6 protein-coding genes are annotated in these 5,426 nt (G+C 63.4%); all 6 read left to right on the forward strand.

Annotated features, from left to right (window positions below; all coding sequences use genetic code 11):
• Positions 1-153: 153 nt before the first annotated feature.
• The 6 genes from metK to ACEW8Q_RS19670 all read left to right on the forward strand — a co-directional run bounded on the left by metK (position 154) and on the right by ACEW8Q_RS19670 (position 5,401).
• A complete protein-coding gene (metK, locus tag ACEW8Q_RS19645) occupies positions 154-1,416 on the forward strand; it encodes a methionine adenosyltransferase (RefSeq protein WP_373505756.1) in 1,263 nt (420 codons plus the stop codon).
• Complete coding sequence (locus ACEW8Q_RS19650) at positions 1,368-2,066, forward strand: tRNA (guanosine(46)-N(7))-methyltransferase TrmB (RefSeq protein WP_373505757.1); 699 nt, start codon at positions 1,368-1,370, stop codon at positions 2,064-2,066. The genes metK and ACEW8Q_RS19650 overlap by 49 nt, the downstream gene beginning before the upstream one ends.
• Before the next feature lie 228 nt (positions 2,067-2,294).
• Entirely contained in the window at positions 2,295-2,903 is a 609-nt protein-coding gene (gene rimP / locus ACEW8Q_RS19655) for a ribosome maturation factor RimP (RefSeq protein WP_373505758.1), read from the forward strand.
• Positions 2,896-4,512 (forward strand): transcription termination factor NusA, encoded by a 1,617-nt coding sequence (gene nusA / locus ACEW8Q_RS19660; RefSeq protein WP_373505759.1) that lies wholly within the window; start codon positions 2,896-2,898, stop codon positions 4,510-4,512. Before rimP ends, nusA begins: the two co-directional genes overlap by 8 nt.
• Before the next feature lie 2 nt (positions 4,513-4,514).
• The gene (locus tag ACEW8Q_RS19665) at positions 4,515-5,147 is read left to right on the forward strand and encodes an RNA-binding protein (protein WP_373505761.1); all 633 of its coding nucleotides are present in this window, start codon (positions 4,515-4,517) and stop codon (positions 5,145-5,147) included.
• Positions 5,144-5,401 carry a translation initiation factor IF-2 associated domain-containing protein gene (locus ACEW8Q_RS19670; protein ID WP_373505760.1) on the forward strand — a complete coding sequence of 86 codons (258 nt, stop codon included), beginning with the start codon at positions 5,144-5,146 and terminating at the stop codon, positions 5,399-5,401. Before ACEW8Q_RS19665 ends, ACEW8Q_RS19670 begins: the two co-directional genes overlap by 4 nt.
• Positions 5,402-5,426: the final 25 nt, after the last annotated feature.

Here is a 5,426-nt window from a genome sequence, read left to right on the forward strand (position 1 = left end):
CAAGGCGCTGGCAGGCGACGACGAGTGATTTTGAACAATCCGCTGGCTGCAGGCAACGGTTGGCACTTGACCTAGCCCACATCCCCGATAAAAGGGCGCGTCTTTGGCTTCGCGGGTCGTGCTTGAGTGACCTTCCTGCGGCAGGAGGTTTGCATGGCGCGTCAGAACTATCTTTTCACCAGTGAATCGGTTTCGGAAGGTCATCCCGACAAGGTATGCGACCGGATATCCGACGAGATCGTCGATCTGGTCTACCGCGAGGCCCGCAAGGCCGGAATGGACCCATGGCAGGTCCGGGTTGCCTGCGAGACGCTGGCGACGACAAACCGGGTCGTCATTGCCGGTGAGGTTCGTCTTCCCGATTCGCTGTGCAAGAAGGACAAATCAGGAAAGATAATCAAGGGTGCCGATGGAAAACCGGTCGTCAATCCGTCGAAGTTCAAGTCGGCGGCGCGCAAGGCGATCCGCGACATCGGTTACGAGCAGGACGGCTTCAACTGGAAGACGGCAAAGATCGAGGTGCTCCTGCACGGCCAATCTCCCGACATCGCGCAGGGCGTCGACAGTGCTTCCGACAAGCAGGGCAGCGAGGGCGCGGGCGACCAGGGCATCATGTTCGGCTATGCCTGCGATGAAACGCCGGATCTGATGCCGGCGCCGATATACTACGCCCACCGTATGCTTGAGTTCCTGTCGGCGGCCCGCAGGAAGGGCGAAGGCGATGTCGGCAAGCTCGGACCCGACGCCAAGAGCCAGGTCACGGTGCGCTACGAGAATGGCCGGCCGGCCGAAGTGGATTCGATCGTGCTTTCCACCCAGCACCTGGATCCGAAGTGGACCAGCCAGAAGGTACGCAAAGTGGTCGAGCCATACATCCGCGCGGCACTCGGGACGCTTCCGATCGCGCGCGACTGCAAGTGGTACATCAACCCGACGGGTGCTTTCGTTGTCGGCGGACCTGACGGCGACACCGGCCTTACGGGGCGCAAGATCATCGTCGACACCTATGGCGGGGCTGCACCGCATGGCGGTGGAGCGTTCTCAGGCAAGGACACGACGAAGGTCGACCGTTCCGCAGCCTATGCTGCGCGCTATATCGCCAAGAACATCGTCGCCGCGGGCCTCGCTCGCCGGTGCACCATCCAGCTCTCCTATGCCATCGGCGTGGCCCATCCGCTGTCGATCTATGTCGACACGCATGGCACCGGCAAGGTGGCGGAGTCGAAGCTCGAAAGGGCACTCGCCAAGGTCATGGACCTGACGCCGCGCGGCATCCGCACGCACCTCAATCTCAATCGCCCGATCTTTGCGCGGACCTCCGCTTACGGCCACTTCGGCCGTACCCCTGAAAAGGATGGCGGCTTCTCATGGGAGAAGACCGATCTCGCCAAGGCGCTCAAAGCCGCGGTGAAGTGACAGACGCCGGACAGCGATTCCAGTTCTACGGACGGCGCAAGGGGAAAACCTTGCGCCGTCATCATTCTGCGCTGATGGAAGACCTGCTGCCGCGTTTGCGGGTCAGACTCGATGATCCTCTTTCGGGCCTGGGCGAGCGGCGCTGGCTGGAAATCGGCTTCGGCGGCGGTGAGCATCTGGCGCACCAGGCTGCACTTCATGCCGATGTGTCCTTCATCGGCGCCGAGCCTTTCGTCAATGGCGTGGCAAAGCTTCTGGCGCTCATCGAGGATGGCAGCCTCGAAAACATTCGCATCCACGACCATGACGCCCGCGTGCTGCTCGAAGCGCTGCCCGATGCTGCGTTCGAGCGCATCTACCTGCTTTACCCAGACCCATGGCCCAAGGCGCGCCACAACAAGCGCCGCTTCGTGAGTGCGGAGACGCTTGCCCACTTCCACCGCATCCTCAAGCCCGATGGCCTGTTTCTCTTCGCCAGCGACATCGACGATTACGTGGCGTGGACGCGCGATCACGTGACAGCGAGCGGCCTCTTCCGCGAAGAAGGCGATCCGTCCCAGCCATATGAGGACTGGATCGAGACCCGGTATGAGGCCAAGGCCCGGCGCGAAGGGCGGGGATCGGCCTATTTGCAGTTTCGCCCGGTCTGATCTTGTCTGCGGGCGCAAATGACGCTGCCGCCAAACAATGGATTCGGGCCGGAGGAACTGTGGAATTCCAGTGGAGTGCCCGGCTCTCTCCACATGCTCCCTTGAACAGCGCGATGAAAGAGCGTATATGCGCCTCAACTTAGGTTCACTCACATAGCCACGAAAGTGGAGATCGAGAGTGGGTCCCGGCGCGGGGCCCGCTTTTTTTGTTGCCTGAAAGGGCGTTGGATGACGACAGAAACCGAAACAAGGCTGGCCCGCGAGACGGGCCCTGCCCAGCGGATCGTGGCGCTTGCCGAGCCTGTGCTGGCCGATCTTGGCTTCAGGCTGGTCCGCGTGAAGATGAGCGGGCCGACGCTGCAGATCATGGCGGAACGGCCGGATGGCACGTTCTCGATCGAGGACTGCGAGGCGGTGAGCCGCGCCATGTCGCCGCTGCTCGACGTCGAGGACGTGATTTCGTCGCGCTATCATCTCGAGGTCTCCTCGCCCGGCATCGACCGGCCGCTGGTGCGGCCGTCTGATTTCGAGGCCTGGGCCGGCCATGAGTTGAAGGTAGAGATGGCCGTGCCGGTGGCGGGCCGCAAGCGCTTCAAGGGTACGCTCGAAGGTTATCACGAAGGCGAGGTCCGCCTGTTCATCGAGAACCCGGAAGGGGCCACGAAAGAGCCCGTGCTGATCGGGGTTCCCTTCGCCGACATCGGCGAGGCCAAGCTCGTTCTGACGGATGAACTGATTGAAGCAGCGCGTGCCCGCCTGCCCGTCAAGGGCTATGGCGACGGCGCCGAGATCGACGAAGACCAGATTTCTCAAGAGAGGAACGAAGACAATGGCTGAATATGGCGTAAGCGCAAACCGCCTTGAACTCCTGCAGATCGCCGACGCGGTGGCGCGCGAGAAGTCGATCGACAAGTCCGTCGTGCTGCACGCGATGGAAGAGGCGATCCAGAAAGCCGCAAAGGCCCGCTATGGCGCGGAGAACGACATCGTCGCCGAGATCGATCCCAAGTCGGGTGAGACGAGACTCCAGCGCCTGCTGCTGGTGTCCGAAGTTGTCGAGAACGATGCGACGCAGATCGGCCTCGCGGAAGCCCAGCGGCGCAACCCGGCCGCCAGCATCGGCGACCAGATCGCCGAGCCGCTGCCGCCCATCGAGTTCGGCCGCATCGCCGCGCAGAATGCCAAGCAGGTGATCGTGCAGAAGGTGCGCGATGCCGAACGCGACCGCATGTATGCCGAGTACAAGGACCGCATCGGCGAAATCGTGAATGGCGCGGTGAAGCGCGTGGAGTACGGCAACATCATCGTCGATCTCGGGCGTGGCGAAGGCATCATCCGCCGCGACGAGTCGCTGCCGCGCGAAACCTATCGCCCGGGCGACCGGGTCCGCGCCTATGTCTATGACGTGCGCCGCGAACAGCGCGGCCCCCAGATTTTCCTGTCGCGCACGCATCCCGAGTTCATGGCCCGCCTGTTCGGCCAGGAAGTGCCGGAAATCTATGACGGCGTGGTCGAAGTCGTCGCCGTGGCCCGCGACCCGGGTTCTCGCGCCAAGATCGCGGTGCGCTCGAAGGATGGATCGATCGACCCGGTCGGCGCCTGCGTCGGCATGAGGGGCTCGCGCGTCCAGGCGGTCGTCAACGAGCTGCAGGGCGAGAAGATCGACATCATCCAGTGGACCCAGGACGTCGCCTCCTTCGTGGTGAACGCGCTGGCGCCCGCTGAAGTCTCCAAGGTGGTGCTCGACGAGGAATCCGAGCGGATCGAGGTCGTGGTGCCCGACGAGCAGCTCTCGCTCGCCATCGGCCGGCGCGGCCAGAACGTGCGGCTCGCTTCGCAGCTCACCGGCTGGGACATCGACATCATGACGGAAGCCGAGGAATCGGAGCGCCGCCAGAAGGAATTCGTGGCCCGCACAGAACTCTTCGTCAACACCCTCGACGTGGACGAGACGCTGGCCCAGCTTCTGGCCTCGGAAGGTTTCGCCACAGTGGAAGAGGTCGCCTACGTGGATGCCCACGAGGTAGCCTCGATCGAAGGCCTTGACGAGCAGACGGCGGACGAGTTGCAGAACCGCGCCCGCGAATACCTGGAGCGCGAGGCGGCCGAGCTTGATGCCAGGCGCGTCGAACTGGGTGTCGAGGACGAACTCAGGGACATCGACGGCATCACGCCTGCCATGCTCGTGGCGCTTGGCGAAGCGGATATCAAGAACGTCGAGGATCTGGCGGGTTGCGCCACGGACGATCTCATCGGCTGGACCGAGCGCAAGCCGGGTGGTGCCGTGAAGCACAAGGGCGCCTTCTCCGATCTCGATGTCGCGGCCGACGAAGCCAACGACCTGATCATGAAGGCCCGTGTGAAGGCCGGATGGATCGAGGCGCCGGTTGAGGCGGAGCCGGATGCCGGGGACGCCGACGGCGAAGCGGACGAGGTGGAAGCCTGATCATCGAAAGCAGCAGCGCGCCTGCCGCGGCGGAGCAGACCTTGCCCGAACGCATGTGCATCGTCACACGCGAGGTGAAGGACGAGGCGGACCTGATCCGCTTCGTCCGCAGCCCCGATGGGGTCGCCGTGCCCGATCTGGCGCGCAATCTGCCTGGGCGTGGCGTCTGGGTGAGCCTCGACCGCAAGACGCTGGCGGACGCCGTGAAAAGGAAGCTTTTTTCAAAAGGTTTCGCGGCGGAGACCACAATACCGCCCGATCTGCCCGATATGGTGTCTAAACGCCTCCGTCAGAATGCCATGTCGCTTCTCTCGCTTTCGAAAAAGGCGGGCGAGGCGGTTTCGGGCTTCATGAAGGTGGAAGAGATGCTGGGCCGGGGCAGGGCCAGGCTGCTGTTTCACGGATCGGATGCCGCGCCTGACGGGTGCCGGAAACTGGACAAGTTCCTGCAGCCGGGAATGGAAAGGACAGTTCTTTTCCATTCGGACGAATTGGATTTGGCCTTTGGCCGGTCAAATGTGATACATGCTGCCGTGGCAAAGGGAGGGCTCGCCGAAAAGCTCCTCGTTGCCGTGCGCCGGATCGAGACGTTTGAGGGCCTCCGGGGCCCTGAGGGACCTGAAGAGAAAAGATGACTGACAGCAACGACAAAGACCGCAAGCCCGAAGGCAACCGTCCGGGCGGCGGCACCCTGACGCTCAAACGGCCTTCGATCGAACAGAGCAAGGTCAAGCAGAGCTTTGGCGCCGGCCGGAGCAAGACTGTGGTTGTCGAGACCAAGCGCAAGCGCTTCGGAGACGACAAGCCCGCAGGTTCTGGCGATACGCCCTCACGCCCCGCCTTCCAGACCGCACCCCGAGTGTCGGTGACGACGCCGTCGGGCGCTTGAGGGTCAAAGTTCCCCCGCCAGCGCG

The sequence above is a fragment of the Aestuariivirga sp. genome, assembly GCF_041738905.1.
Taxonomy (GTDB): domain Bacteria; phylum Pseudomonadota; class Alphaproteobacteria; order Rhizobiales; family Aestuariivirgaceae; genus Aestuariivirga.